The following is a 2,942-nucleotide window of genomic DNA, read 5'->3' on the forward strand; positions in this document are numbered from 1 at the left end:
AACGACTTCGGCATGGACACCATTGAACTCGGCAACGCCTTCTCCACTTACATGGAGGTTTCGGAGAAGGGGTATCTCAACGGCCATCCGGCGCTGACCTGGGGCGACTGGCCGAAGATGATCGAGTTAGCGGAGGACATCGCCTATCGCCGCGGCGTCGGCGACGCGCTGGCCGAGGGGCCGGCCCGTTTTGCGGCCAACCTGGGCCACTCCGAAGTCTCCAATACCGTCAAGGGTCAGGCCATTCCGGCCTATGACCCGCGCGGCATGAAGGGCATGGGCATCGCCTACGCCACCAGCAACCGCGGCGCGTGCCACCTGCGGGCCTACACCCCGGCGGCCGAACTGAACATCATGCCCTTCCAGTCGCTCAGCGTCGATCCGCTGGAGTGGGATGGCAAGGGCAAACTGACCAAGATCTTCCAGGACATCCACGCCTTCTCCGACAGCCTGGACTTGTGCAAGTTCAGCGCCTTTGCCCAGGGCGTCGATGAGTACACGGCGCAGTACGCCGCCTTCGTCGGCCTGCCGGAGTTCACTACCGATGACATGCTGAAGACCGGCGAGCGCATCTACAATCTGGAGCGCTGGTACAACAACCTGGCCGGTCACGGCGAGGGCAGCGACTACCTGCCGCACCGCTTCACCCATGAGCCGTCCACGGAGCCGGGCAATCTGGGCCACACCTGCGAGTTGGACCTGATGCTGGCCGAGTACTACGGCGCGCGCGGCTGGAAGGATGGCGTCGTGCCGGAGTGGAAGTTGCAAGAGTTGGAAGTGATTTAGAAGAGGAAGAATCCGCAGATTACGCAGATTAAGAACTGGCGCGATCTATGACATCTGTTGGTTGCTTCTGAATTTCATCCGTTAAAAGGGCGCTGTGTTATGAGGCAGCGCCCTTTTAGTTTGCTTGAAATAACCACAAAATGTAGTTACAATAGAATATACCTGAGTTTGTCTGGGATGAAACTAAGCGGATTGCTAACCGTCGCAAACACGCGATAGATTTTGCAGATACGGCCACTATTTTCAATAGCGACATCGTCACTATCGAAGATGACCGATTCGGCTATGATGAGCTGCGTTTCATCACCTTGGGCTTGCTGAAAGGAAATGTCATTGTTGTCGTCCACAGCCAACGAGGTGAAATCACCCGCATCATTTCGGCGAGAAAGGCTAAGAGCTATGAGCGAGAAATTTACTTCCAACGATTCACTGACTGACTGGGAGCGGCTGGACAACATGACCGATGAGGACATTGATGTGTCCGACATCCCTGAAATTACACCAGAGATGTTTGCGCGTGCCATCGTTCGTCGCGGGTTGAGGCCCGAGCCGACCAAAGAGCAGGTTACGCTAAGGATTGATAGCGATGTGTTGGCTTGGTTTCGCTCGCAGGGTCGAGGCTATCAGACACGCATTAATGCGCTTCTGCGGGCTTATATGGAAGCTCACTAGGCACTACTGTAATGACCGACACAATGACCCTAGAAACAGAAAAACATATCAAGAATCAGAAAGACTGATTTAGGGACAAGCAATAACCCCCTGCGCCCACAAGCAGCCGCCGCAGGCCGGGGCGGGGTTGTCGAAGCAGTCGGTCAGGTTCTCGCGCGACATCTCGCAGCCACCGCAGGGCGTGCATGGCGCGAAGGCGAAGCGGTGGACGCGCTCGCGGTAGTCTACGTATTCCGGGTCGAGCCACAGGTCGAGCAGGTCGCGCTCCTGGACGCGGCCGATGATGTGCCGGTGCGACTTGCGTTCGTAGCCGCGCAGGTAGCCGGTGTGGGTGTAGAGCAGCGGTGAGCAGGGGCTCACGCTGCCGTCCCAGCCGACGATCATCGAGCCGCTCTCGATGAAGGTGCACACGTCATTCGACAGCCCCAGGTTGCTGCCGGCGAAGGTGACGTTGTAGCCGCTGTCCAGCGCCCGCCGGAACGGCTCCATCGTCAACTCGTTCAAGTCCATCTTGGGCAGTGTCAACCGCCGCAGCCAGGGGGACGGCAGGAAGGTGATGGAGTTCAGCGTCCGGCTGTAGAGAACCTCCTCGCTCATCGCCGCCGTGTGGGGCAGCAGGTTGCTGACGTGGAAGTGCATCACGCCCAGGCTCTTGCCCATCTGGAGCAGTTCGGGCAGGTCGCCAATGTTGCGTTCCATGGCGACGAAGGCGATGCCGATCTCCGGCACGGGGTGGTGGGCCGGGCGGCGCAGGCGGCGGAAGCGGCGCAGGTTCTCCAGCACGCGCGGCAACTCTGCCCCCAACCGTACGTCGGCGTAGCTCTCCGGCCGCGCCCCATCGATGGACACCCACAGCACGTCCAGCCCGGCGTCGATGAGACTCCGTGCCCGCTTTTCCGTCAGCAGCGTGCCGTTGGTGATGAGTTCCGTCCGGCAGCCGAGCGCCTTGACGCGGGCCACCATCTCGGCGATGTGGGCGTGGGATAGCGGCTCGCCGATGCCGCCGAACATCACCGTCGGCGGCGCGGGCAGCGTCTTCAGACCGGCGATAATGCGCTCGAAGGTCTCGGCGGCCATGAAGCCCGTCTCCACCTCCCAGTTGTTGCGCATGCAGGTGACGCAGTCGATGTTGCACCAGTTGGTCGGCTCGACGTAGAGCTTGGCGAGGTGAGTGACGGGGCGGTGCAGGCGGATGGTGTTGTTGTCCAGGTCGAGGCGCACCCGCGCGCCCGGAGCCAGCCCGTAGCGGGCGGCCACGTCCGGCTCCAACACCAGACGGCCGCGCTCGTCCACCTCGGCCCAATGGGTTTTGACTTCGTTCATGGCTTGCTCCCGCGCATGGTCTAATAGCTTGTAGCTCAGTCATTCCTGACTGAGCGCCGCCGCAGCCAGGAATGGCTGCGCCACAAGCGCCGCTACATCCTGACAGGCTGTGATACAGGGTGCTACGCCCCCGCGCGCATCGTCTTGCGGTCCAGATTGGG

Annotated in this window: 4 protein-coding genes; 3 read left to right on the forward strand and 1 reads right to left on the reverse strand. The window is 60.8% G+C overall.

The genetic code is table 11. The annotated features are described in order from the left end of the window. The 3 genes from ACE3UY_RS05760 to ACE3UY_RS05770 form a co-directional block, all read left to right on the forward strand. A partial coding sequence (locus ACE3UY_RS05760; protein WP_374686597.1) for an aldehyde ferredoxin oxidoreductase C-terminal domain-containing protein occupies positions 1 to 786 on the forward strand: 786 nt, incomplete at its 5' end. A 215-nt stretch (positions 787 to 1,001) separates the two neighbouring features. Next, positions 1,002 to 1,223 carry a BrnT family toxin gene (locus ACE3UY_RS05765; RefSeq protein WP_374686600.1) on the forward strand — a complete coding sequence of 74 codons (222 nt, stop codon included), beginning with the start codon at positions 1,002 to 1,004 and terminating at the stop codon, positions 1,221 to 1,223. Continuing rightward, positions 1,186 to 1,458 (forward strand): BrnA antitoxin family protein, encoded by a 273-nt coding sequence (locus ACE3UY_RS05770; protein WP_374686598.1) that lies wholly within the window; start codon positions 1,186 to 1,188, stop codon positions 1,456 to 1,458. Before ACE3UY_RS05765 ends, ACE3UY_RS05770 begins: the two co-directional genes overlap by 38 nt. 69 nt (positions 1,459 to 1,527) lie before the next feature. Here ACE3UY_RS05770 and ACE3UY_RS05775 read toward each other — a convergent pair whose 3' ends face one another. After that, positions 1,528 to 2,781, reverse strand: a complete 1,254-nt coding sequence (locus ACE3UY_RS05775; RefSeq protein WP_374686599.1) for a radical SAM protein — start codon at positions 2,779 to 2,781, stop codon at positions 1,528 to 1,530. Positions 2,782 to 2,942 lie beyond the last annotated feature (161 nt).

This window comes from Promineifilum sp. (SeqCode), assembly GCF_041918635.1.
Classification (GTDB): Bacteria; Chloroflexota; Anaerolineae; order Promineifilales; family Promineifilaceae; genus Promineifilum.